This is a genomic window from Streptomyces sp. NPDC002868, assembly GCF_055563295.1.
In genome coordinates this window covers 165085-189595 of the sequence record NZ_JBVHDR010000013.1, presented here as the reverse complement: position 1 = coordinate 189595, position 24511 = coordinate 165085, and the positions used below count along the sequence as shown (strand labels likewise).

The window sequence follows — 24511 nt, the reverse complement described above, 5'->3', positions numbered from 1 at the left end:
GCAGATGTACGGCAGAGCGGGCTTCACCCTCCTCCGCCACCGCATCCTCCTCGGATAGCCCCACACTGCGTTACCACCGAATGTGAGACAGGGCCAGACAAAGTCGTCATCGCACCTCCTTGCGGGCCACCACGGAAGACACCGAAGACCCACAAACCAGACATCGCGCAACTTTGCCGAGGCCCTGCGATCCCGCTGGCCACAAAAAGGCCGAGAATGTCATTCCGACGGCCTCTCGGGAATGACTAGACTCCCGTCCAGGTATGCAGTCAACCATTCAGCTAGGTTCATATTCTGCGGAAAAAGTGCACCATCGAGGCCAGCGTTCGGATCCCATCCCCACATGCGCCCATTTCCGTCACTGCAATCCATGATAGACCAAATCGCGCAACCCCAGTCAACCAACCACACGAAACCTGGAGGAACGTTAATTTCAGGGTCGGATCCAAATGCTTGATAAGCTTCGACAATATCCTCCCAGTCATCGATTGGCTCGGCTCCCGGCACCCCGAGAACACCACCGTTCTTCGGCCCGAATCCTCCATTCGCCACTTCCATATATATCCGCCGCAGCAAAGGAGGCGGAGGAAAACCGATCACCTGCTCCGCCTCGGAAATTGCTTCCGGCGATGCGAACTCAACCTCATTCGATCCAGCCGCTGCTTCACTCAGGGCGTTTACAATTTCGTCCTCGGTCATGTCATCAATACTGTCCCACCTCGCTCGCAGGTGTCAAGTACCAGCCGATGTCACCGATTCAGAAAAATAATGGGTCCTGCAGGTCTGCTGAACATGATCGGAAGCAGGCGCACGCCGCACTTTGAAGCTCCCTTCAGCTCTTGACAGGTTGAGCCTTGGGGTGATTGAGCCCCTGAGATAGCAGCCCAATTAGCGGGCAAGAATAGCAAGCCGTACGCGGACGAATTTAGGGATGCAGCGGAACCGGTCTGCCTTTCTGCGTGATCGGCGGCCGTAGTGACGCGAGAACTGGGCGCTATTGGGGGGAACTTCACGATCTTGGGGGCAGACCCGACGGGACAGCTAAATTCTTGGCTCCGGTCGGCCCTCTCGGGTCGACCGGAGCCAAGAACTCTAGCAACTACTAGGACACCTTCACTGGAACGAGCCCCAGCCTAACGCGGCCGTATTCCGCTTCCCCCTCGACCGCCCAACCCGCCCCCGAGCCATCGGAAGATGACCGTGGTCGCCTTCCCTTGATTGACGCGGAGTCCTTGCATTACTCGGATATTCTTGATCGCCTCATCGTTGATGATTTTCCCATTCATCACTCCCCGATCGTCCTCGGCGAGCTTTATAGACGGGTTACCGATGAACTTCGTGAACCCTTTAGCGCACTGTGGCCCGCATATCCTGTTGGTTGAGTAGGTATTTCCGACTTTGACGATCTTTCCGCCCAGGTCGCCTGTCTGTCGGCTCGCGTCTGCACGGTACTTTTGTGCAGCGATCTCGGCGTGATCATTCACTCCCGCTTTGAATATCGTGACGTTGAGCTTGTTGAGTTCACTTTCCAGATTCTTAGGGATTCCGCCGCCACACCTCCCGAAGACGGGGTGGGGCATGCCCAACCTCACAGGTGGCGTTGTGGCGTCAGGTAAGGAGTGGACTGACAGCGGCGAGGTGCACGAAATCCACTCCCTGAAGCGTCGTGCCGCCAAGGCGACACGCCCCGTGCCGATACCCCCTGCCTTCGTGCGGATGCTCCGAGGCCACATCGACCGATTCGGAGTGGCCCCCGATGGCCGGCTCTTCCGCAACGAAGCCGGCGGTTACGTCGAGGCCGCCGCCTACGGCAAGACGTGGGCGCGGGCGCGCGACTATGTCCTGACTCCGGTCGGGCGGGCCTCGCTCCTCGCAAAGCGGCCCTATGACCTCAGGCACGCCGGGATTTCGTTCTGGTTGCACTCCGGCGTGGACCCGGCCGAGTGCGCGCGCCGTGCCGGGCAGAGCATCGAGGTTCTCTTCCGCCACTATGCCAAGTTCCCTGCCGGCATCCAGGAGCACGCGAACCGGCTCATCGAGCAGTCCATGCAGGAGTGGGACCGGCGTGGCGAAGCCGCAGCCCCCCCGACTGAGTGCCGGATCTGGTCCGCGACTGGTCCGGAACCGCTGGTCAGGAGTGGGATAGAGGCGGAAGGAACTGGGATAGGACGCATAATCCGGGCTGCGTCGTGAGTGGATCGCGCGGAAGGCGCCTGACGGGTAAAAGCCCAGGTCAGGCGCCTTCCTTCGTGGCCCTAGAAGAAGCCGAGCTTCTTCGGGGAGTACGACACCAGCAGGTTCTTCGTCTGCTGGTAGTGCTCCAGCATCATCTTGTGGTTCTCCCGGCCGATCCCGGACTGCTTGTAGCCGCCGAACGCCGCATGCGCCGGATACGCGTGGTAGCAGTTCGTCCAGACCCGCCCCGCCTGGATGGCGCGCCCCGCCCGGTACGCCGTGTTGATGTCCCGCGTCCACACGCCCGCGCCGAGCCCGTACAGCGTGTCGTTCGCCGTCTTGATCGCGTCGTCGAAGTCCGCGAAGGACGTGACAGCGACGACCGGGCCGAAGATCTCCTCCTGGAAGACCCGCATCCGGTTGTCGCCCTCGAAGACCGTGGGCTGGACGTAGTAGCCCCCCGCCAGTTCGCCGTCGTACTCGATTCGCTGACCGCCCGTCAGGATCTTCGCGCCCTCCTGCTGGCCGATGTCCAGATACGAAAGGATCTTCTGGAGCTGGTCGTTGGAGGCCTGCGCGCCGATCATCGTGTCGGTGTCCAGGGGGTGGCCGGGCACGATCTGTTCGGTGCGGGCGATGCCCGCCTCCAGGAACTCGCTGTAGTGGCCGCGCTGGATCAGTGCGCGTGAGGGGCAGGTGCACACCTCGCCCTGGTTGAGGGCGAACATCGTGAAGCCTTCGAGCGCCTTGTCGCGCAGGTCGTCGTCTGCGGCCGAGACGTCGTCGAAGAAGATGTTCGGGGACTTGCCGCCGAGTTCCAGGGTGACCGGTTTGATGTTCTCGGAGGCGTACTGCATGATCAGCCGCCCCGTGGTGGTCTCCCCGGTGAACGCGATCTTCGCGACGCGCGGGCTGGACGCGAGCGGCTTGCCGGCCTCCACGCCGAAGCCGTTGACGATGTTGACGACTCCCGGCGGCAGCAGATCGGCGACCAGGCTCAGCCAGAAGTGGATGGAGGCCGGGGTCTGTTCGGCCGGTTTGAGTACCACCGCGTTGCCCGCGGCCAGTGCGGGTGCCAGCTTCCAGGTGGCCATCAGGATCGGGAAGTTCCAGGGGATGATCTGGCCCACGACGCCGAGCGGCTCATGGAAGTGGTACGCGATGGTGTCGTCGTCGACCTCGCTGAGCGAGCCTTCCTGGGCGCGCAGGGCGCCCGCGAAGTAGCGGAAGTGGTCGATGGCCAGCGGGATGTCGGCGGCCAGCGTCTCGCGGACCGGCTTGCCGTTCTCCCAGCTCTCGGCGACCGCCAGCTCCTCCAGATGGGACTCCATCCGGTCGGCGATCCGCAGCAGGATCGTGGCGCGGTCGCCGGCCGAGGTGCGGCCCCAGCCGGGCGCTGCCGCGTGCGCCGCGTCCAGGGCGCGCTCGACGTCCTCGGCGGTGCCGCGGGCGATCTCGGTGAAGGGGCGGCCGTTGACCGGGCTCGGGTTCTCGAAGTACTGGCCGCGGGCCGGTGGTACGTACTCGCCGCCGATCCAGTGGTCGTAGCGGGACTGGTACGAGACGAGTGCGCCGTCGCTGCCCGGCGCTGCGTATCGGGTCATCTCCATGGCCTCCCGGTGAGGGTGCCGCCCGCCTTTGGACGGCGCTCGCCGCGAGGCTAGGAGCCCGGACGTTGCAGCCAGGTTGCACGATGTATGGCACGCCGTGTTGCACGAGCACGACGGCCGGTCAATTGATCATCACTCAGGCCGACTTGATCAGGTCTGCGCACTTCTCGCCGATCATCATCGTCGTGATGCACGGGTTGGCCGTCGTCAGGATCGGCATGATGGATGCGTCGGCCACCCGCAGCCCGCTGACGCCCTTGACCCGCAGCTGCGGATCGAGCGGCGCGTCCGCGTCGTCCGCCGTGCCCATCCGAACCGTGCCCGCAGGGTGGTAGACGGTGTTGTGGGTCTCGCGGATATACGAGAACAGCTCCTCGTCGGACTGAAGCGCCTGCCCGGGAGCGAGCTCCTTGCCGGCCCACTCCGCCATCGGGGCCTGGGCGGCGATCTTGCGCGCGAGCCGCAGGCCGTACGTCATCACCCTCATGTCGTGCTCGTGCGTGAAGTAGCGCGGGTCGACCTTCGGCTTGTCCCGGAAGTCACGGGTACGCAGCCGCACGGTGCCCATCGAGCGGGCGCGGGTGACGTTCGGGGTGAGACAGAAGGCGTTGTCGGACGTCGGATAGCCGCGCCGGTAGGTGTTCATGTCGAACGGCACCGAGCCGTAGTGGAACATCAGGTCGGGCCGGTCCAGGCCCGGTTCCGTGTCGGCGAAGATGCCGATCTCCCACCACTGCGTGGACGAGGTGACCATGGGCTGCTTCGCCTCCCACATGATCACGCCCTCCGGGTGGTCCTGGAGACGGGAGCCGACCCCGGGGGAGTCGACCCGCACATCGACACCGCACTCCCGCAGATGCCCGGCAGGTCCGATGCCCGACAGCATCAGCAGCTTGGGCGAGTCGATGGCGCCGCAGGAGACGATCACCTCGCGGCGCGCCGAGACCGACCCGCTGTGAATGGTGTCGGGCTCCAGGTACTCGACACCCGTGCAGCGCCCGTCTGCGCCGAACAGCAGCCGCTTGGCCTGCAGTTCGGTGCGCACTTCCAGGTTCGGCCGCCTGCCGAGAACGGGGTGCAGATAGGACACAGAGGCGGACGAACGGGTGCCGTCCTGACGGGCGTTGATCTGGAACCAGTTCGCCCCGCGCACCACCGTGGTGCCGCTGTTGAACGGCGTGGTGGGGATGCCGACCGCCTCGCAGGCGGCGAGCAGTGCCCTGCCGCACGCGTCGTTCGGCGGTACGGTGCGGATGGTGACAGGGCCCGAGCGGCCATGGTGCTCCCCGGGCGCGTCATTGCTCTCCAGGCGCTGGTAGAGAGGGAAACAGTCCTCGGCGCTCCAGCCCGTACAGCCCATCGCGCCCCACTCGTCGAGGTCCTCGGCCAGTGCCCAGAAGGCGATGCAGGAGTTGTGCGACGAGCAGCCGCCGAGCACCTTGGCCCGGGCCTGCCGCAGAAAGCTGTTGCCGTTCTCCTGCGGTTCCACCGGATAGTCCCAGTCGTAGCCGGACTCCAGCAGGGCCATCCAGCGGTCGAGCCGGAGGATGCTGTCGTCACCGACGTCCGAGGGCCCCGCCTCCAGTACGCAGACGCTGACGTCCGCGTTCTCGGTCAGGCGCGCGGCGATGACGGCGCCGGCCGTGCCGCCGCCGACCACCACATAGTCGAACTCGTGGGCGGGGCTCTGTGCGGACATCGCATCTCCAGGATCGAGGAGGTCAGGAGGTGGCGGGCGGCGCCGCGTCCTCGACGACGGCCCGGTGCTCGGCGAGTACGCCGGTGCGGTGCCGCTGCACGAACCAGTAGTAGGCGAAGCCGCCGAGGGCGACCGCGCCGACGAACAGGAACGCGCCCCAGCGCAGATACCAGTGCTGGGGACCGGTCGCGTTGTAGACCTCGGCGCGCGGCCAGGCAAGGTTGATCGACATGGCCGCGCCCCACAGCACGGCCATGATGTTGACGGGCAGTCCGAACCTGCCGAGCGAGAACTTTCCCTCGGCGGGCTGCCAGTTGCCGCGCAGCCGCTGGATCAGCATGGGCGTGGTGACCAGGAGATACGCCACGTAGATCATGATGATCGCGATGCTGGTGATCACCGAGAAGATCTGCGGCTGGTTGATGTTGATGACGAGGATGACGACACCCACGACGCCGATCACTACGGCGGGCACCACGGGCGTCTTGAAGCGCGGGCTGACCCGCGCGAGCAGCGAGCCCGCGGGCAGGTTGTTGTCCCGGGCCATGGCGAACATCAGCCGGATGCCGGCTGCGTGCACGGCCAGTACGCAGACCGTGATCGCGATGACCACGCACCACAGGAAGATCTCGCCGATCGTCGAACCGAGCGTCTCCAGGACCACGTACTGCAGACCGGCCGTGGACAGCTCCTTGGCGAACAGATCCGGCACCGCCATGAGGGCGAAGAGCAGGATCAGACCGCCGATGATGAAGGACGCGATCAGGGCCCGCAGGATGGCGCGGGGCGCGTTGCGGCTCGGGTCGTGCGACTCCTCGCCGAGCGACGACGCCGTGTCGAAGCCGTACATCACATACGCCGAGGCCAGCGACGCCGTCAGGAACGCGCCGAAGTAGCCGAGGGTCTGGCCGCTGCCGAGCCCGTACGTCTCGGTCAGGACGCTGCTGGGACCGCGGGTGATGTGTGCCGCCAGGAAGACGATGAGTGCGACCGCGGCGACCAACTCGATGAACACACCCGCCGAGTTGATGCGCGCCATGAGTTGGACACCGAAGGCGTTGACCACGGTGGAGAAGAGGATGAGCACCGTGCCGAGGAGAACGGCGTTGGCGGCCGCGTCGGTCTTGCCGCTCCCGTCACCCACGAACTGGAACCAGTCGTCGATCTGCGGCAGCGTGATCTGGTAGGCGAGCGCCACGGCCGACAGTGTGACCATGGTGGCCGTCATCATCATCCAGCCGCCGAGCCAGCCGATGTGCGGGCCGCCCATGGTTTTGGACCAGTTGTAGACGGACCCGGCAACCGGGTAGCGGGCGGCGAGCTCGCAGAAGCACAGCGCCACCATCAGCTGGCCGGCGAAGACCATCGGCCAGGACCACCAGTACGCCGGGCCGCCGAAGCTGACGCCGAAGTAGAACAGCTGGAAGGTGCCGGTCAGGATCGAGATGTAGCTGATCCCGGCGGCGAAGGTGTGGAAGTTGCCGAGGGTCCGTTTCAGTTCCGGACGGTAGCCGAGTACACCGAGCGCATCGTCGTCGTCCTGGCTCTGGGTCCGGGCGGCGCCGGCGGGTCCGGTGGGGTCCGGCCCTGGGCCGGCGTCCATGCTCATGCGAACCACCTCTGGGGGCGGGGGGCGAGGTTGCGCCAGATGTGCTTGGCTTCCTGGTACTCCGCGAGACCCGCGGGGCCCAGTTCGCGGCCGAAGCCGGACTGTTTCATACCGCCCCACTCGGCCTGCGGGACGTACGGATGGAAGTCGTTGATCCATACGGTTCCGGCGCGCAGCTGGGAGGCAACCCGGTGCGCCCGGCCGACGTCCTGCGACCAGACCGCCCCGGCCAGCCCGTAGACGGTGTCGTTGGCGAGCGCGACCGCCTCCCTCTCGTCGCGGAACCGCTCGACGGTGAGGACCGGGCCGAACGACTCGTCGGTCACCACCGACATGCCTGGTGTGCACTCGTCCAGCACGGTCGGCGGGTAGTAGAAGCCGTCCTGCAGAGCCGGGTCGTCGGGCCGCGCGCCGCCGCAGCGCAGCACCGCGCCCTCGGCGATGCCCGCCGCGACATAGGCCTCGACCTTTTCGCGATGGGCGGCGGAGATCAGCGGCCCCGTGCGGGCGTTCTGGTCGAACGGGCCGCCGAGCCGGATCTCCTGCGCCTGCGCCACCACCGCGTCGACGAACCTGTCGTGCAGCTCTTCCTGGACCAGCAGCCGCGCCCCGGCCGAGCAGACCTGCCCGGAGTGCAGGAACACCGCCATCAGCGCGTAGTCGACCGCGGCGTCGAAGTCGGCGTCGGCGAAGACGATGTTGGGGTTCTTGCCGCCCAGCTCCAGGGCGACCTTCTTCACGGTGGGCGCGGCGGCGGCCATGATGCGGCGCCCGGTCAGGAGCCCGCCGGTGAACGACACCAGATCGACCCGCGGGTCCGCTGTGAGTGGCGCGCCGACCATGGGACCCGCACCCAGCACCAGATTGGCCACCCCGTCCGGCAGCCCCGCCTCGGCCAGCAGGCGCATCAGAATGATCGCGGTGTGCGGGGTCAGCTCGCTGGGCTTGAGGACGAAGGTGTTGCCCGCGCCGAGCGCCGGGGCGACCTTCCAGGCGGTCTGCAGCAGCGGATAGTTCCACGGAGTGATCAGCGCGCATACGCCGACCGGCTCGTGCACCACCCGGCTGTCCGCCTCCGGATTGCCGGTGTCGACGATCCGGTCGCTGCCGCCAGAGGCTGTCAGATTGCCGAAGTAGCGGAAGCACTTGGCGATGTCGTCCATGTCGTACTCGCTCTCCACCAGCCGCTTCCCGGTGTCCAGGGATTCGGCGCGAGCGAGTGCGTCCTTGTCGCGTTCCAGCAGGTCGGCGACGCGCAGCAGCAGCCGGCCGCGTTCAGCGGCCGGGGTGCCGGGCCACGGTCCGCGGTCGAAGGCGTCACGGGCCGCGGCGATCGCCGCCACGGCGTCCTTCGGCCCCGCCTCGTCTACGGTCGCGACAAGGGTGCCGTCCGCAGGGCAGCGGATCTCACGAACATGCCCGTCGACCGCGGCGGTCCACTTACCGCCGATGAACAGCTCCGGCATGGGGACTCCTCCGGCTTCGGATGAGCGGGCACCCGACACGGGCCCGGCCGGGCCATGCCCCGTAGTGCCTCACCCATTGACAGTAAGGAGATCGGGCCCCTTTCGCAGTGCGGGAGCCGTCATCAGGTGGGGAAAATCTCCGTCCATGTGTTCGAATGCGGTCGGGTGTGCGCCGGGCGACAGCGGTCACGACCCCTGCGAGGCATCCAGTTCGTGTACGCGCGCGAGCGCGGACGGACGCTGCTGTACGGGGAGTGCGGCGGCCAGCGCCCGCCACACCGGGAGGTCGTCCTCGCCCCACGGGCTGTAGGCCCAGTCCGCCAGCAGCCCCGGATCGCCGCGCGCGATCAGCGCCGCCCGCAGCTGGTCCTCGAGACGGCGGCGCAGCCGCGCCACCGCCGGCGCCTGCGAGGCGGGCAGCAGTGGACCGGCGTACGCGCTCAGCGCCCCGGTCACCGCCCCCGACGCCAGCCGCCGCGCCACCGTGTCGAAATCCGCGTCGACGGGTACCGCGAGCCGGTACGGGCGCGAGCGCAGCAGCTCAGGGCCCAGCAGCCCGCGCAGCCGGGACAGCTCCGCCCGCAGCGTCACGGGGGTGACCGACTCGTCCTCGTACAGCTCCATCAGCAGCTCGTCGCCGCCGACGCCCTCGGGGCGGTGAGCCAGCACCACGAGGATCTCGCTGTGCCGGCGGCTCAGGCGCACCTTGCGGCCGCCCGCCACCAGCAGCGCCTCGTCCCGCCCCAGCGCCGACAGCTGTACCCGGCCGGTGGCGGGCGGCGGGGCGAGCAGCGCCAGCTGTGACTCGGCGGCCCGTGCCACCGCCCCCACGAACGCGAGGCTGTGCGGATGCGCCAGCCGGTCCCCGCCGGTGATGTCCACCGCGCCGAGCAGCCGCCCGGTGGCCGGATCGTGGATCGGGGCCGCCGCGCACGTCCAGGCCTGCACCGGCCGCCGGAAGTGCTCGGCGGCGAAGACCTGCACGGGCCGGTCCACGGTGATCGCCGTGCCCGGGGCGTTCGTACCGGCGACCGCCTCGGCCCAGCGGGCACCCGGCACGAAGTTCATCCGGTCCGCCTTCCGGCGCGTGGCGTCAGGCCCTTCGACCCACAGCAGCCGACCGTGCGCGTCGCACACCGCGACCAGATGCTCGCCGTCCATGGCGTACACACCCATCAGCTCCCGCACCAGCGGCATCACCCGCGCCAGCGGATGACTCCCGCGGTACGCCGCCAGCGCGTCGGCGTCCAGCTCGACGCCCGCTGTGCCCTCCGGGCTGACACGGGCGCGCGCCGAACGCCGCCAGGAGTCGGCCACAACGGAGCGGACCGGCCGTTCGACCCGTCCCGCGGTCAGATACGAGTCGTACGCCCTGCGCAGCACGGCGATCCGCTCCGTCGGATCCGCGCCGGACTCAAGGGCCACCCATGCGTCGCTCACCTCGGCCTCCTGAGCCCATCGTGACCCCATCGGCGAATGGCGACAAGCGTCCCCGCGTCAGGCGAAGTTGACCAGGCGGATATAGCGTGTCCAGTCCCACAGCGGTCCCGGGTCGGTGTGGGTGGCGCCGGGCACCTCATTGTGGCCGATGATGTGCGCCCGGTCCTTGGGGATGCCGTACCGGTCGCAGACCGAGGCGGTGAGCGCCGCGGACTGCTCGTACAGTGCGTGCGTGAAGTACTTCGGCTGGTCCACCCAGCCCTCGTGCTCGATGCCGACGCTGCGCGTGTTGTAGTCCCAATTGCCCGCGTGCCAGGCGACGTTGCGTTCCTCTACGCACTGCGCGACAGCACCGTCCGACGAGCGCACCACATAGTGCGCGGAGACCTTCTTCGCCGGGTTCTGGAAGATCCCCAGCGTGACGGCGAAGGTCACCTGCGTCACATGGATGATCACATACTGCACCGGATACTCCGAAGGACGGCTGGAGACCGTGTAGTTGGAGGCAGAGGCCGGCGCCCAGTGCGCCGACGGACGGTCGGTGTTCGCCCGGGTGGACGCATACGCACGGGCGGCGGGCAGCAGCACGCCGGCGGTGGCCGCGGCGGCGGCACCCTGAATCAGTTGTCTACGGTCCATGGGGGCCTCTCCTGGTGGGGGGCGGGGGCATGTGGATCTCCCGCCGCACCAGCTCCAACTGCGATGGCCGGGACAGGGTTACGTGACCGGGAGGGTGCTGCCCACGAACCGCCGTACCGGGACGAGCATGGATGTCATCCGGGCATTCATCCGCGCACCGGCCACGGCACGGATGTTCAGCCGACTTCGCCCAGCGCGCCGGTACCGCCGAGCGCGCCGGTACCGCCCAGCGCGCCGGTACCGCCGAGCGCGCCGGTACCGCCCAGCGCGCCGGTACCGCCGAGCGCGCCGGTCCGGGGCGGCGTGCCGGTCTCGCCCGTCTCGCCCAGGACGCCCGCCAGCGCCGCCGCCGGATCGTGGTCCGCGGGTCCGGCCGGCGCCCAGCGGCCCCGCTCCTTGCGGTACGGCCACCAGCGACCGTCACGCCCCAGGCGCAGCTGCGCCTCCGCGCCCACCACCGTCCAGCGGGCCGGGCCCGCCGCCCGCAACTGCGGCCGGTCCGCCTCCTCCCATGCCTCCGCAAGCGCTGTACTCGCCCGCGCGAGGACCTCGGGCTCCGGCGTCCACTCCTCCTCGAGTGCCGAGAGCGCGGCCACACCGCCGAACTGCCAGGCGCGTACGGCAAGTTCCAGCTCGGCGCGCTGCCGCGCCGTGCCCGCGGCCAGACGCCCCGCGATCGCCGGTGAGGGCGCCGCGGACGCGAGCCGTACCGCATCCTGGTCCCGGTTCAACTCGGGCTCAGGCGGCTGAAGCCCGTGCCCGGGCGAGAGCGCCTCCGTGAGCATCCGGTGCGCCCGCGCCGCCGCGTCCGCGGCCAGGAACTCCAGCGCCGCGGGGTCGACACCTGCCGCCGGAGCGGTCTCGGTGTCCAGCGCGGGCGGCAGGCCGGGCTCGTCGGGCACCGATGGGGGAGCGGGCAGCGGCGGCAGGATGTCCCGCGCCGCGAACACCTCGTCGGCCCGCACACCCACAGGCCGCTCACTCTTGAGCTCCGGCGCCGCCGAGGCAGTCGCCCGAGCCACGCTCCGTATCTGCAACTCGTCCAGCAGCCTGCGCTCCCCGCGTCCGCGCATCAGCAGCAGCACGAACGGATCCTGGTCCAGGAGCCGCGCCACCTGGTAGCACAGGGCCGCCGTGTGCGGGCAGTGGTCCCACGCCTCGCACGCGCACTCGGGCTCCAAGTCGCCGATCCCCGGAAGGAGTTCGACCCCGGCAGCCGCCGCGTCCTCCACCAGGTGCGGCGGCATCTCCCGGTCCAGCAGCGCCGCGATGTGCCCCGCACGGTCGACCGCCATGTCCAGGAATCGGTCCCACTCGGCCTCGGTCAGCTCCTGCAGCAGCACATCGCTGCGCTGCGCGGTGCCGTCCCGGTCCCGTACGACGGCGGTGATCCGCCCGGGACGCACCGACACCGCACCGACCGCGCCCTCGCGCGCATGCCTGCGGCCCCGCTTCAGCTGCTCGCCGTCGAGCGCCGTGTCCTCCAGCGCCTTGAGCCAGGCCTGGCCCCACCATGTTTGCGCGAAGCCACGTCCGCGCGCCGGCGGCAACGCGCCGAACGTCCGCTCCATCTCGTCCCCGCCGCTCATCGCCCGCTCCCTCGCAGCTCCACCAGATCCGCCAGCTCGGCGTCGGTCAGTTCCGTCAGCGCGGCCTCGCCGGAGCCGAGTACCGCGTCCGCCAGCTCCCGTTTGCGCGCCAGCATGTCCGCGATCCGGTCCTCGATGGTCCCCTCGGCGATCAGCCGGTGGACCTGTACGGGGCGGTGCTGGCCGATGCGGTACGCGCGGTCGGTGGCCTGCGCCTCGACCGCCGGGTTCCACCAGCGGTCGTAGTGCACGACATGCTCGGCACGGGTGAGGTTCAGCCCGGTGCCCGCCGCCTTCAACGACAGCAGGAAGACGGGCACTTCACCGTCCTGGAAGCGGTTCACCATCGCCTCGCGCTCGGCGATCGGCGTGCCGCCGTGCAGGAACTGGGTACGCACCCCGCGCGCCGCCAGATGCTGTTCCAGCAGCCGCGCCATCTGCACGTACTGGGTGAAGACCAGCACGCTCGCCTCCTCGGCCAGGATCGTGTCGAGCAGCTCGTCCAGCAGCTCCAGTTTCCCGGAGCGGCCGGCGATCCGGGGCCGCACCTCCTTCAGGCTGTGCTCCTTCAGGCTGTGCTCCTTCAAGTACTGCGCCGGGTGATTGCAGATCTGCTTGAGCGCGGTGAGCAGCTTCACCACCAGGCCGCGCCGCTCCATGCCGCCGGACTCCGAGATCGCGGCGAGGGTCTCGCGTACCACCGCTTCGTACAGTCCTGTCTGCTCCTTGGTCAGTGACACGGCTCGGTCGGTCTCGGTCTTGGGCGGCAGTTCGGGGGCGATGCCCGGGTCGGACTTGCGCCGACGGAGCAGGAACGGCCGTACCAGCGCCGCCAGTCGCTGGGCGGCGGCGGGATCGTTGCCGCCCTCGACCGCCTGCGCATAGCGCGTACGGAAGGTGCCGAGCCGGCCGAGCAGCCCGGGTGTGGTCCAGTCGAGGATCGCCCACAGCTCGGACAGGTTGTTCTCCACGGGCGTGCCGCTGAGCGCGACGCGCGCCTTTGCGCCGATGGTGCGCAGCTGCTTGGCGGTGGCGGAGTACGGGTTCTTGACGTGCTGCGCCTCGTCGGCGACGACCATGCCCCAGGGCACTTTGGCGAGGACCGCGGCGTCCAGGCGCATCGTGCCGTACGTCGTAAGTACGAACTCGCCGTCCGCGAGCGCGTCGAGATCTCGCGAGGCGCCATGGAAGCGCCGTACCGGTGTGCCCGGGGCGAACCTCCCGATCTCGCGCTGCCAGTTGCCCATCAGAGACGTCGGGCAGACGACGAGCGTGGGGCCCGCAGCCGACGCGTCGGTCTGCCGGTGCAGATGGAGCGCGATGAGCGTGATGGTCTTGCCCAGGCCCATGTCGTCGGCGAGACAGCCGCCGAGGCCGAACGAGGTCATCCGGTTCAGCCAGTTGAGGCCGCGCAGCTGGTAGTCGCGCAGCGTCGCGGCGAGCGCGGCCGGCTGGCCGATCTCCTGCTGTCCGCCCTCGGGGTCGGCGAGCCGGTCGCGCAGCCGCGCCAGCCACCCGGATGCCGCTACGTCGACGCGGCGGCCGTCGACCTCGGTGGAGCCGGTCAGCGCGGCGCCGAGCGCGTCGACCGGAGTCAGCTTGCGGTCCTGGCTCTCGCGGGCGCGCCTGGCCTCCTCGGGGTCGATGAGCACCCACTGGTCGCGCAGGCGCACGATGGGCCTGCCGGCTTCGGCGAGGCGGTCCAGCTCGGCGCGGGTGAGCTGCTGATCGCCCAGCGCGAACCTCCAGTTGAAGGCCAGCAGAGCGTCGGCGGAGAGGAAGGAGGGCAGCCCGGAATCGTCCTTCCGCGGGCCCTTGGTCTCCGCTTCGGGCTCCGCTCCCGTCTCCGCTTCCCCGGGTGGGCCGATCACGGCACGCGCGGTGAGTTTGCGCGCCATCTCCTTGGGCCAGTGCACCTGCACGCCGGTCGTTGCCAGTGCCCTGGCCGCCTCGCCGAGGAGCTCGGTGACCTCCTCGTCGGCGAGTTCGACGGCGTCCGGCACGGCGGCGTGGAGCAGCGGGGTGAGCGGCGTCCATGCGCGGGCGGCGCGGTGCAGCGCCAGCAGGGCGTCCATCCGGGCGCGCGGACCGAAGGCCGTCCCCGAACGTCCTGACCAGACGTCGGCGGCGTCCATGACGACGGTCGGATCGCTGACACTGTGCATCTGCAGGACTGCACGGAAGACCGGGCCTTCGCCGGTGCCTTCGCCGTCCGCCTCGGCCTCTGCCAGCCCCGGCAGTTCGACGCGCAGGGAAAGCCGTACGCCCGCGTCGTGCCCAGCGGCAACGTCCGCAGCCCAGGCGCGCTGGTCGGGGAGGTGCTGCGGCTCGGGCGCAGCGAAGGCGGGGCTTCCGGCGGCGATCGGCGCGGCGGGGGTGCGCGGCAGACCGTCCGCGACCGCGTCCAGGAACGCCCGCAGCAGCCGCTCCGGTTCGGGCAGCAGCACGGGATCGGCCGCTTCGTCCAGCGGCACGGCGTGCGCGGCCGGCGGCATCGATGCCGCGAGCGTACGCACCCGCTCCAGGTCCTGTGGGGTGAGCGGGCCGACCCGCCAGGCGTCGTGATCGGCGGCGGTCAGCCCCGGCAACAGCAGCCCGCGTGCGGCGAGTTGAAGGGCGAGGACGGCCGCCGCGCCCCAGAAGGCGGCCGCGGGGGAGGCGTCCGCGCCGGCCCGTGCCCTGGTGAGGACAGGCAGCGCGTCCGGTACCGGCAGCAGCAGCGCTGGTACGGACTGCGGGCGGGCGTCGTCGCCGACCACGGTGAGTGGCTCGACGGGGTGCGAGCGTGGTCCGGGCGCGGCCGGGGGCTCGTTGCCATCGGGACGCCAGAAGGCGACGCGTCCGGTGCGGGACGGGTCGGCGGGCACGAAGACCGCGGAGCAGCGGGTGAGTTCGGCGACCGGGGAGGGCGTTGCCGCGGGGGGCATGTGCACAGCTATGACGCATTCCTCAAATTTGACTACTGCGGACCGAGCCGCCGAGGGTACTCCACACCGGACGCCGGACGGATGCGGCAAGGCCGTGACGTATCTCACGACGAGCCGGCGGGGATGTGCAGGACGGGGGTGTAGTCAGCACCCCCCTTGGCCCATGGGCTTTCCTCCGCCGAAGACCGGGTGCTGGCGTCATGGCCGCGAGGGGGCACGGGAACGTACGTTTGCTGAGGTCAACGCAGAAGCAAATCTTCGCACGGCCTACAGACCGGAGTCCCCTCATGCCCCAGGCCACCGCCACCCTCGCGCCCCCTGCCCCTGTCGAGGGAGCGCGGCGGAGCACCGGGAGCGACTTCGCGCCTCTCCTGCGGCAGGTCAAGGAGCAGGGCCTCCTGGAGCGCCGCACCGGCTGGTACACACGCGGCATCACCGTCAACCTGCTCGGCCTCGCCGCCGTGATCACCGGCATGACGCTGATCGGCGGCTCCTGGTGGGTGCTCCTGCTCGCGCCGCTGCTCGCAGTGGTGTCCGCCCGTACCGCCTTCTTCGGCCACGACGCCGGACACGCCCAGATCACCGGCGCCCGCCGGGGAAGCCGGGTCATCCAGCTCATCCACGCCAATGTGCTCCTCGGCATGAGCCAGGAATGGTGGAACGACAAGCACAACCGGCACCACGCCAACCCCAACCACACGGACAAGGACCCGGACGTCGCCGCCGAGGTCCTGGTCTTCACGCAGAAGCAGGCCGAGGGCCGCGCCGGGATCCGCGGCTGGCTCACCCGCCACCAGGCCTGGCTGTTCTTCCCGCTGACCACCCTCGAAGGCATCGCGCTCAAGGTCTACGGATTCCAGGCCGTCTTCTCCAAGGAGGCGGGCGCCCGCCAGCCCAGGCGCGAGCGCGCCCTCGAGGGCCTGCTGCTGCTCGCCCATGTCGGCGCCTACGTCACCCTGCTGCTGACCACCATGCCGCTCGGCCACGCCGTCGTCTTCGCGCTCGTTCACCAGATGCTGCTCGGCCTCCACCTGGGCATGGCCTTCGCGCCGAACCACAAGGGCATGGAGGTGCCCGACGAGCAGAGCGGCGAGCGCTGGGGCCATCTGCGCCGGCAGGTGCTCACCTCCCGCAACATCCGCGGCGGCCTGGTCACGGACTGGTTCCTGGGCGGCCTCAACTATCAGATCGAGCACCATCTCTTCCCGAGCATGCCGCGTCCCCACCTGAGGCTCGCCCAGCCGCTGGTTCGAGCCCACTGCCGCTCGCTCGCCGTCGTGTACACCGAGACGGGGCTCGTCGACTCCTACCGGCAGGCGCTGACCCACCTGCACAAGGTCGGCGAACCGCTGCGCGCGGACGCATAGTGGAACCGTGAGACGTGCGTGCACGTTCTCATGCCAGGAGCGGCCAAGGCCGCGAAGGAGGCGTCGAAGATGTCGACACGAACAAAGCTCGTCATCGGGGGAGTGGCCGTCGGCCTGCTCCTGATGCCGCTGATCGGATTCTGGTGGGCGCTGCTGGTGGTGCTCGGAGTGCCCGCGGCGGCGTATCTGATGCTGGACCCCAGCCAGCGCCGCAGGCTGCGCCGTGTCTCCCGCAAGGAGATCGGCCGCTGATCCGGAGCCCTCGGTCCACGCCTGTGCCAGGGCGGTAGCCGGGGGACTCGACATACGCGCGCCTGACCCCGCCGCTGGAAGCGGTGGGGTCACCCGCGTTTCTCGCTTCGCAGCTTCCCGACACCGTCAAGGCAGCCCCGTTGATCAGCACCGGATCGCAATCGCCAAGGGGCACAGCCGGCCGGGGGCTCAGGCCGGGCGCACGGCCATCTTGTCCAGCGCCTCCAGCAGCGCCGGCAGTTCCGGTCCGCGGCCCACCGGCAGTACCTCGCACGGCTCCTCGTCCAGCAGCACGAAAGCGATGTCGTCGGTCCTGGCGACCAGGGACCAGCCAGGACCGTCGGCGCGCAGCGTCCGCGCCCCGCCGGGTGCGAAGGTGGAGCGGACCCGCCCGGTCGGCGGGGGCGACGCCACATAGCCGTGGGCCTCCTTCAGCACCCGCCGTACACCTTCGTGCGACTGCTCCCGTTCGTCGTCGGGCGTGTCCGACGACGCCAGCACCTCGTCGTCGAGCTGCTGCCGCCACTCCGCCCACTGGAGCGCGATCTCGTCGGCCCCCAGCCGGCGCTGCGCGGGCCCCCACACGTCGGTGTCGGGCGGCGCCAACGGTGGCCGGTCGCCCTCCTCGGGCGCCGGATCGTGGGGCGCGGGCACGCCGGGCGCCGCGACCGCGACGGCCAGTGGCCAGCCCGGGAGTGCGGCGACCACCGTGCGCTCGCTGGGGGACAGGTCGTACTCCATCCCGCAGTCCCAGGACGCGATCGCGACGGCGACGAGCGACACATCGTCGACCACGACCGTCCACCGCGCGCCCTCGGCGTCCTGGCCGAGCACGAGTCCGTACCCCTCGGCGTACGGCTCGAGGCCCAGCGCCGCGCAGGCGGCCGGGAAGTCGTCGCCGAGCACGCTCGGGAACTGGGCCGGCGTCAGCAGGACCGCGGTCAGCACATACAGCGCGTCGTCGTCGACGGCGTCGTCCGTCCCGGCCACGTCACCCTCCCCCATCCGATCGTTCGTCGGCGCACCTTAACCAGTGGGTAACCCGGTAGTCGAGGGCCTGCGTGTCGAAAATGATTCGGCCTGTTCCGCGCCGGGGTCCTAGCATCTCCCCATGCCCGCAGCCCGTCACCAATTCGTCTGCCTGCCCTGCCGGGCCTCCTTCAAGAAGGCGCCGGACTACGCGAGGGTCCGTACGGACCTTTGCCCGCGATGTGGCGGCGTGTTGCTGAACGCGGGCTCGGCCCTCGCGGTGCCGCGTCGCCGTGACACCGCAGGCTGGCGCGCGCTCTCCGCCGTGCTGAGCGCGGGTCTGCGCTTCCGCCAGGGCTGCTGCGGCGGCCCCGGCTATCGGCCGCGTACCGTCCGCGAGGTCAAGGAACGCCTCGCCTACGCCGAGCGCACCGGACTGACCCCGGCCCAGGCGCTCGCCCGCTACGACCTGTCCCTGACCGACGTCACGCGGAGGGCAGGCCGAGGAGACTACGCGCCACCGTCTGCGGGGACTCGTCCCGCTCGCGGGCGAGGGCGATGACCGCGCGGCAGGCCAGCTCGTTGATCCCGAAGGAGAGCGCTTCGGGGGACACCCAGGTCACCGCCTCGTCTATCTGCTCCTGATCGTCCTCCGCGCACCCCGACACATAGACGGCCGCGGCCTCGAAGATGTTGTGCTGCCGCGGCGGGACCCGGCTTGCCGCCGTCCCCTCGGGGTCCTCGGGGCGGTACGTGAGGAACTTGCGGAGCCTGCGGAGTCTGTTGAACACCCGGACCACCTCTCCCCAGGGCGGCGCGTCCGCCGCCGATCTTCCAAGTCTGTCATTGCTGCGCGGACTTGGGCCTGCTACGTCAGTGTCGGCGTCCCGGGGCGATGGACTCGATCGTGGTACGCGGCCACTTCAGCTCCGCCGATCCGGAGGAGTTCGTAGGGGCCGTGGCGGTGGCTCAGTCCTGACGGACGGCCAGTGCGAGGAAACGGGCGTCCTCGTCGACGTACGAGATCATCCGCCAGCCCGAACCGGCCAGCAGCGGACGGAGGACGGGCTCGGCGCGCAGATCGGCGTCGGTGATCTGCCGGCCCTGGCGGGCAGCGAGGGCCGCGCGGCCGATGGGGTGGAAGAGCGCCAGCCTTCCGCCCGGCCGCACCACCCGGGCCAACTCTCGTAGATTCACGTCCGGTTGGGGCAGGTGTGCGATCAGGCCGGCGGCGAACACGGCGTCCAGTGACCCGGTGCGCAACGGCAGCCTGGCCACATCGGTGAGCAGCAGCTGTCCGCTGCTGCCTCGCCCGGCGCGCAGTGCCTCATCCAGCATCGCGGGTGTCAGATCCGCCCCGATGACCATGCCCTGCTGCCCCACGGCGGACCGCAGGGGCGGCAGCGCGCGGCCCGTGCCGCAGCCCGCGTCGAGCACCGCGTCTCCGGGGCGCAGCCCGAGCTCGGCGACGGCGGCGGCGTAGGCCGGGCCGTCGTCGGGGAAGCGCCTGTCCCAGTCCGCGGCGCGGGCGCCGAAGAACTCCTGCACATGTGTGTGGTCGTCGGCCATGAGGACATGATCCCCCAGCGGCTCACCCGACCGTACGGTGCACACGTTCGAGCGCTGCACGATCGTTCTGAAACATCTCTCTGTCATATTCCATCAGCTTTCGAAATGCGCCCCTTGCGTGCGCCCCCTGCGGGTCTAGCGTCCCTGAGCCATGGGACACCTGGACCACGCCGCCTTCGGCTTGCTGACTCCCGTGCTGTCGTACGCGATGGCCGTCATCGGCGCCGCCCTCGGGCTGCGCTGCACCGTACGCGCGCTCGACGCGAGCGGTCATTCCCGCCGCAACTGGCTGATCACCGCTGCATCGGCGATCGGCACCGGCATCTGGACGATGCATTTCGTCGCGATGCTCGGATTCGCAGTGCGCGGCACCGACATCCGTTACAACGTGCCGCTGACCATCCTCAGCCTGCTCGTCGCCATGCTGGTCGTCGGCGCCGGAGTGTTCTGCGTCGGCTTCGGCCGCGACCGTGCCAGGTCGCTCCTGGTCGGCGGGCTCACCACCGGGGTCGGCGTGGCCAGCATGCACTACCTGGGCATGGCCGCCCTCCGGCTGCACGGCACGGTGCACTACGACCCGCTGCTCATCGTGCTCTCGGTCGTCATCGCAGTGGTCGCCGCGACAGCGGCCCTATGGGCGGCGCTCAATATCAAGTCGCCGGTGGCGGTCGCGGTCGCCTCGCTGGTCATGGGGGCGGCGGTCAGCAGCATGCACTACACCGGAATGCTCGCGGTCAGCGTGCGGGCCGAGCCCTCCGGCACCCAACTGCCCGGGGCCACGGCGATGCAATTCATCTTCCCCCTCGCCGTCGGCCTCGGGTCGTACCTCTTCGTCACCTCCGCGTTCGTCGCGCTCTCCCCGACGGCACGCGAACGCGCCGCCTACACCTCGGCCGAGCGGCCGACCGAAGCCGCTCCCGCTGGGTCTCTGGCGAGCACCGAACCCGCCGCGAGCAGCACGGGCACCACGACCTCTGCCACCGCCTAGCCGGCCGGCTGCGGCACCCCCAGCCCTGTAACCGGAACGAGGAGGCCATGCGCACACCCCGCAGGACCCCGGGCGCCGACCCGACAGCGCCGTCGCCCCCACTGCCACCCGCGCCCGCGTCGGCAGCCCGCGGACGACGCGCGCACGCAGGGCCGCCCGCAGTCGAACACACCGGACAGGAGCCACCGGACAGTCCCCCGACCCCCGCTGTCACACGCGGACGATGGCTGCCGCGCCCCAGAACCGTACGAGCGAAGATCATCTCCCTGCTGATGGTGCCGGTCGTCTCGCTGCTTGCCCTGTGGGGGTTCGCCACGGTCAGCACCGCCCAAGAGGTGTCGCGGCTGAGCCGGTTGCAGCGCGTCGACGCCCAGATCCGCGAACCCGTCGCCGCCGCCGTCGCCGCCCTGCAGGACGAACGGCGCGCGGCAGTACGTCAGGTGGCGGCTCCCTCGGGCGAACGTGCCGCCGCAGTGCAGCAGGAGGCACGGCGCACCGACGACGCCGTGAGCAAACTGCGCCTCGACGACCGGACGACGGTCGCCGCGGGCGGCGGCATCCCGGCCGGCGTGGCGGGACGACTCGACCAGTTCGTCGCCCGTGCGGAGAAGCTCCGCACCCTCCGTACCGCCGTCGTCAGCGGCAAGGCCCGCTGGAACACCACGTACGAGCAGTACACCGCCACCGTCACCGCCGCGTTCGGCGTCTCCGGCGCACTCGCCGGCATCCAGGACGCCGGACCGGGCTCCGATGCCCGCGTGCTGCTGGAGTTCGCCCGGGCCGGCGAGATGCTCGCCCAGGAGGACGCGCTCCTCACCTCGGCGCAGCTCAGCAACTCCATGGCCACGGAACGCCTGCGGCGGTTCACCGGAGCCGTCTCGACCCGCAGAAGCCTCACCGAATCGACCGTCACCGACCTGCGCGGACCCGAGCGCGCCGCCTGGCTTGAACTCGCCAGGCAGAGCGCCTACCGGCAGTTGCAGACGGCCGAGGACAAGGTGGTCACCGCCCCCGCAGGCCGCGATGCGGCACAGATCGTCCCGGCCACGGCGTGGGACAACGCCCGTACCACCGTCGCGGACGGCATACGCGCCATCGAGACGGACGCCCGCGGCAGCGCCGCAGACAGGGCGGACCCCGTCACGGAAGGCATCCTCACCCCGGCAGGAGCGGCCGTGCTCCTCGGACTCGCCGCTGTCACCGCCTCGTTGATCATCTCCGTACGCACCGGCCGCGTCCTCGTCGTCGAACTGATCAGTCTGCGCAACGGCGCACTCAAGATCGCCCGGCACAGGCTGCCGCATGCCATGCGCCGACTGCGTACCGGCCAGGAGATCGACATCCAGGCCGAAGCCCCGCCGGGTCCGCCCGCCGAGGACGAGATCGGCCAGGTCGGCGAGGCGCTCGGCATCGTCCACCGGGCCGCGCTGAGCGCCGCGATCGAACGCGCCGAGCTCGCCGGCAGCATCTCCGGAGTCTTCGTCAACCTCGCCCGCCGCAGCCAGATCCTGGTCCACCGCCAGCTCACCCTGCTCGACACGATGGAGCGCCGCGCCGATGACCCGAACGAACTCGGCGATCTGTTCCGGCTCGACCACCTCACCACGCGTATGCGGCGGCACGCCGAGAGCCTGATCATCCTTTCCGGCGCCGCGCCCGGTCGCGCCTGGCGCATGCCCGTTCCGCTGACGAGCGTCGTACGGGCCGCCGTCTCGGAAATCGAGGACTACGCGCGCGTGGAGGTACGGCAACTCCCCGAGACCGCCGTAGTCGGCGCCGCTGTCGCCGACGTCACCCACCTGCTGGCCGAACTGGTCGAGAACGCCGCGCAGTTCTCCCCGCCCCACACCAAGGTGCGGGTCAGCGGCGAACCCGTCGGCAACGGCTATGTCCTGGAGATCGAGGACCGCGGCCTCGGCATGGGTAAGGACACTCTCGCCGAAGCCAACCGCCGCCTGGAGGAGTCCGAAGCCCTCGACCTGTTCGACAGCGACCGGCTCGGCCTGTTTGTCGTCAGCCGCCTCGCCCTCCGCCGCGACATCAAGGTCCATCTGCGCACCTCGCCGTACGGCGGCACAACCGCGGTCGTGCTGCTGCCGACCTCACTCCTGCAAAGCGCCGCCCCGGCGGGCTCCCGCGGCGCTCCGGACCCCGGCCACGAGGCACCGCCCGCGCCGCCGGAACAAGGACCGCGCAGGACCGGCCCACCCGTCCCGGCCCCGGCCCACCGCCCGGCGCTCGTAGCGCAGGCCGAGATTCCCACACCGCCCGGAGTCACCGCCCTGCGCCTGCGCGGCGCCCCGCCGCAGACCGAGAACGGCGAACTCCCGCGCCGGGTCAGGCAGGCGCACCTCGTCCCGCAGCTGCGCGAAGAGCCCCCGGCCCAGGAGCCGGAGGACCAGGCAACGGGCGCGGAGGAATCCCCGGAACGCACCCCCGAACAGGTACGGGACCGAATGACGGCATACCGCAACGGCTGGACCAGGGGCGGTGGCGCGGCTCCAGGCACGGCTGCGCCTCGCACGTCCGCGCCTCGCCCGCCCGCGCCTCGAACCGCCGCCCCCGGCACCGCCGCACCCGGCAGCGAAGGAGACAGACCATGACCGAGCACGAGACAGTCGAAGCCCGCCACACCTTGGGCGACCTCGACTGGCTGCTGGACGACCTCGTCCTGCGCGTCGGCGAAGTCCGCCACGCGGTCGTGCTGTCCAACGACGGCCTGCCGGTGGGCGCTTCGACCGCGCTGACCCGCGAGGACGCCGAGCATCTGGCAGCAGTCGCCTCCGGATTCCACAGCCTCGCAAAGGGAGCGGGACGCCACTTCCACGCCGGGGGCGTACGCCAGACGATGGTGGAGATGGATGACGGCTTCCTCTTCGTGGCGGCCGCGGGCGACGGGTCCTGCCTCGCCGTACTCACCTCCGTCGTCGCCGACATCGGCCTGATCGCCTATGAAATGGCGCGACTTGTCAAACGTGTCGGCGAGCATTTGCGCACCCCGCCGCGCATCATCGCGACGTGACCAACATGACCGACACATCAGACATGGCCGGCATTGTCGGCAGCCAGTGGTACGACGCCGAAGCCGGCCCGCTGGTACGCCCGTACGCGATGACCGGCGGGCGGACCAAGCCGGGCCCCAGCAACGTACGGTTCGACCTGATCGCACTCGTCGACATTGCGGCCGACGCGCCCGGCGCCGCCGAGGAGTCCCTCCTCGGCCCCGAACACCGCACACTGCTCACGCTGTGCCGCCTCGAGACCCAGTCCGTCGCGGAACTCGCCGCCGACGCCGATCTGCCGGTCGGTGTCGTACGGGTCCTTCTCGGCGATCTCCTCGAAGCGGGCTATGTCCGGGTCAGCCGTCCCGTACCGCCCGCTCAGCTGCCCGACGAGAAGATCCTCAGGGAGGTGATCGAGGGCTTGAGGGCTCTCTAGCGTGCACGCGCCCAGTCGGCCCTGGCCAGGGTGTACTCGACATCGCCCCCCTCGGAGCCTTCGATGGTCTCCGGCCACTCCTCGAAGAAGGTCCGGACATAGCTCAGGCCCGCTTTCTCCATCACACGCCGCGAACGGGCGTTGACCGACATCGTGTTCGCGGTCACCCGCTCCACGCCGAGCTCCGTGAACCCCTTGTGGATCAAGGCGATTGAACCTTCCGTCGCATACCCGCGTCCCCAGGCGCCCCTGCCCAGCCGGTAACCGAGTTCCACCACGGCGGCGCTGTGGTCGTCCCGGGGCCGGAATTCGAACCAGCCCAGAAACTCGCCGGTGGTCCGCTCCTCGGCCGCCCAGCAGCCGCGGTTGCCGATGCACGGATAGTGACGAAGGAACCGCGGCAGGGACTCGGCCTCGACCGCCTCGCGGGTGGTCGGCCGGCCTCCGTTGATGAAACGCATGACCTCGGGATCGTTGTCGAGGTCGAACAGATGGTCCACGTCGGCCTCGCTGAAAGGGCGAAGCGTCAGACGGTCGGTCGCAAGGAAGAAGGGCATGACCCGATCCTCGGCACACCCGGCGGCAGCCGCCAGCGAATATTCATCCTGCCTCGCCGGTCGAGCCCCTCCGGAGCATGGAATGGCAGCAGGAATGTCTGTGGAAGGACTGCGGAAAGGGCTGCAGAAATGGGCATCGAATGGGCCCGGAACAGTCACAACGCTCTAAAAGCGATCCCTTCCCTCCGGGGAGGGCCGCTCTTGCCATGCTGTCTGC

The 24511-nt window shown here is 70.0% G+C and carries 21 protein-coding genes; 7 read left to right on the top strand and 14 right to left on the bottom strand.

From position 1 onward, the window contains the following. Positions 1 to 219: 219 nt before the first annotated feature. Entirely contained in the window at positions 220 to 699 is a 480-nt protein-coding gene (locus ACZ3H8_RS32440; protein WP_467407869.1) for an SMI1/KNR4 family protein, read from the bottom strand. A gap of 434 nt (positions 700 to 1133) precedes the next feature. Then, positions 1134 to 1580, bottom strand: a complete 447-nt coding sequence (locus tag ACZ3H8_RS32435) for a hypothetical protein (protein ID WP_467407868.1) — start codon at positions 1578 to 1580, stop codon at positions 1134 to 1136. Between the two features lie 109 nt (positions 1581 to 1689). Here ACZ3H8_RS32435 and ACZ3H8_RS32430 point away from each other — a divergent pair, with 109 nt between their 5' ends. After that, on the top strand, positions 1690 to 2193 hold the full coding sequence (locus ACZ3H8_RS32430) for a hypothetical protein (protein ID WP_467407866.1): 504 nt from the start codon (positions 1690 to 1692) through the stop codon (positions 2191 to 2193). Between the two features lie 62 nt (positions 2194 to 2255). Here the strand turns inward: ACZ3H8_RS32430 and exaC are convergent, their stop codons facing one another. From exaC to ACZ3H8_RS32390, 8 genes are all read right to left on the bottom strand, one after another. Next, complete coding sequence (exaC, locus tag ACZ3H8_RS32425; RefSeq protein ID WP_398991683.1) at positions 2256 to 3779, bottom strand: acetaldehyde dehydrogenase ExaC; 1524 nt, start codon at positions 3777 to 3779, stop codon at positions 2256 to 2258. A gap of 142 nt (positions 3780 to 3921) precedes the next feature. Then, positions 3922 to 5484: a GMC family oxidoreductase gene (locus ACZ3H8_RS32420; protein WP_467407865.1), complete on the bottom strand. Its 1563-nt coding sequence runs from the start codon at positions 5482 to 5484 to the stop codon at positions 3922 to 3924. Between the two features lie 22 nt (positions 5485 to 5506). After that, complete coding sequence (locus ACZ3H8_RS32415) at positions 5507 to 7087, bottom strand: APC family permease (protein WP_467407885.1); 1581 nt, start codon at positions 7085 to 7087, stop codon at positions 5507 to 5509. A 2-nt stretch (positions 7088 to 7089) separates the two neighbouring features. Then, positions 7090 to 8559, bottom strand: a complete 1470-nt coding sequence (locus ACZ3H8_RS32410) for an aldehyde dehydrogenase family protein (RefSeq protein ID WP_467407864.1) — start codon at positions 8557 to 8559, stop codon at positions 7090 to 7092. Between the two features lie 186 nt (positions 8560 to 8745). Further along, on the bottom strand, positions 8746 to 9999 hold the full coding sequence (locus ACZ3H8_RS32405) for a winged helix-turn-helix domain-containing protein (protein ID WP_467407863.1): 1254 nt from the start codon (positions 9997 to 9999) through the stop codon (positions 8746 to 8748). Positions 10000 to 10056: 57 nt separating this feature from the next. Next, positions 10057 to 10638 (bottom strand): N-acetylmuramoyl-L-alanine amidase, encoded by a 582-nt coding sequence (locus ACZ3H8_RS32400; RefSeq protein ID WP_467407861.1) that lies wholly within the window; start codon positions 10636 to 10638, stop codon positions 10057 to 10059. A 176-nt stretch (positions 10639 to 10814) separates the two neighbouring features. Then, complete coding sequence (locus ACZ3H8_RS32395) at positions 10815 to 12227, bottom strand: SWIM zinc finger family protein (RefSeq protein WP_467407860.1); 1413 nt, start codon at positions 12225 to 12227, stop codon at positions 10815 to 10817. Continuing rightward, a complete protein-coding gene (locus tag ACZ3H8_RS32390; protein WP_467407858.1) occupies positions 12224 to 15160 on the bottom strand; it encodes a DEAD/DEAH box helicase in 2937 nt (978 codons plus the stop codon). Before ACZ3H8_RS32390 ends, ACZ3H8_RS32395 begins: the two co-directional genes overlap by 4 nt. Before the next feature lie 281 nt (positions 15161 to 15441). On the opposite strand from ACZ3H8_RS32390, the gene ACZ3H8_RS32385 reads away from it, so the two are divergent. Together ACZ3H8_RS32385 and ACZ3H8_RS32380 are read left to right on the top strand one after the other, a co-directional pair. Then, entirely contained in the window at positions 15442 to 16521 is a 1080-nt protein-coding gene (locus ACZ3H8_RS32385; RefSeq protein ID WP_467407857.1) for a fatty acid desaturase family protein, read from the top strand. 69 nt (positions 16522 to 16590) lie between these two features. Continuing rightward, positions 16591 to 16773 (top strand): hypothetical protein, encoded by a 183-nt coding sequence (locus tag ACZ3H8_RS32380; protein WP_215094399.1) that lies wholly within the window; start codon positions 16591 to 16593, stop codon positions 16771 to 16773. Between the two features lie 189 nt (positions 16774 to 16962). Here ACZ3H8_RS32380 and ACZ3H8_RS32375 read toward each other — a convergent pair whose 3' ends face one another. The 3 genes from ACZ3H8_RS32375 to ACZ3H8_RS32365 all read right to left on the bottom strand — a co-directional run bounded on the left by ACZ3H8_RS32375 (position 16963) and on the right by ACZ3H8_RS32365 (position 19311). After that, entirely contained in the window at positions 16963 to 17763 is an 801-nt protein-coding gene (locus tag ACZ3H8_RS32375) for a hypothetical protein (RefSeq protein ID WP_467407855.1), read from the bottom strand. A gap of 464 nt (positions 17764 to 18227) precedes the next feature. Next, positions 18228 to 18533, bottom strand: a complete 306-nt coding sequence (locus ACZ3H8_RS32370; protein WP_467407854.1) for a hypothetical protein — start codon at positions 18531 to 18533, stop codon at positions 18228 to 18230. A gap of 178 nt (positions 18534 to 18711) precedes the next feature. Next, positions 18712 to 19311, bottom strand: a complete 600-nt coding sequence (locus tag ACZ3H8_RS32365; RefSeq protein WP_467407853.1) for a class I SAM-dependent methyltransferase — start codon at positions 19309 to 19311, stop codon at positions 18712 to 18714. 151 nt (positions 19312 to 19462) lie between these two features. Here ACZ3H8_RS32365 and ACZ3H8_RS32360 point away from each other — a divergent pair, with 151 nt between their 5' ends. From ACZ3H8_RS32360 to ACZ3H8_RS32345, 4 genes are read left to right on the top strand one after another with little or no spacing between them, the layout of a single operon-like run. After that, positions 19463 to 20299: an MHYT domain-containing protein gene (locus tag ACZ3H8_RS32360; RefSeq protein WP_467407851.1), complete on the top strand. Its 837-nt coding sequence runs from the start codon at positions 19463 to 19465 to the stop codon at positions 20297 to 20299. A 47-nt stretch (positions 20300 to 20346) separates the two neighbouring features. Next, positions 20347 to 22902 carry a sensor histidine kinase gene (locus ACZ3H8_RS32355; RefSeq protein WP_467407850.1) on the top strand — a complete coding sequence of 852 codons (2556 nt, stop codon included), beginning with the start codon at positions 20347 to 20349 and terminating at the stop codon, positions 22900 to 22902. Then, the gene (locus tag ACZ3H8_RS32350) at positions 22899 to 23321 is read left to right on the top strand and encodes a roadblock/LC7 domain-containing protein (protein WP_467407848.1); all 423 of its coding nucleotides are present in this window, start codon (positions 22899 to 22901) and stop codon (positions 23319 to 23321) included. Before ACZ3H8_RS32355 ends, ACZ3H8_RS32350 begins: the two co-directional genes overlap by 4 nt. Positions 23322 to 23326: 5 nt before the next feature. Next, positions 23327 to 23737 carry a DUF742 domain-containing protein gene (locus ACZ3H8_RS32345; RefSeq protein ID WP_467407883.1) on the top strand — a complete coding sequence of 137 codons (411 nt, stop codon included), beginning with the start codon at positions 23327 to 23329 and terminating at the stop codon, positions 23735 to 23737. Here the strand turns inward: ACZ3H8_RS32345 and ACZ3H8_RS32340 are convergent. Continuing rightward, complete coding sequence (locus ACZ3H8_RS32340; protein ID WP_467407847.1) at positions 23734 to 24294, bottom strand: GNAT family N-acetyltransferase; 561 nt, start codon at positions 24292 to 24294, stop codon at positions 23734 to 23736. The genes ACZ3H8_RS32345 and ACZ3H8_RS32340 overlap by 4 nt on opposite strands. Positions 24295 to 24511 lie beyond the last annotated feature (217 nt).